Genomic DNA, 234 nt, shown 5'->3' with positions numbered 1-234 from the left:
TCCCGCCGATGGCCGAGTTCAGCCTGACGTTCACCTACGGCTTCTACGCGGTGTCGGCGCTGCTGTCGTTGCTGTTCGTGGCCAAGTTCATCCCCGAGACCACCGGCCGCTCGCTCGAGGACATGGAGTAGCTGGACCCCCGCGCCGGCCCAGGCCCGCCCATCGCCCCGCCCAGTTCGTCGCCAAGAGCGTTCCGCACACGTCGGCCGAGAAAGGGGTGCGCGGAACGCTCTT

General features: G+C 68.4%; 1 protein-coding gene. It reads left to right on the top strand.

Annotated elements, in window-relative coordinates:
• Positions 1-131: MFS transporter (locus G6027_RS19540; RefSeq protein WP_346995776.1), on the top strand; the 131-nt coding region annotated here is incomplete at its 5' end.
• Positions 132-234: the final 103 nt, after the last annotated feature.

It is taken from the genome of Dietzia sp. SLG310A2-38A2, from assembly GCF_014145095.1.
Lineage (GTDB): Bacteria > Actinomycetota > Actinomycetes > Mycobacteriales > Mycobacteriaceae > Dietzia.
Note: the sequence above shows the minus strand (reverse complement) of the source record. Positions and strands in the feature narration are given on the sequence as shown.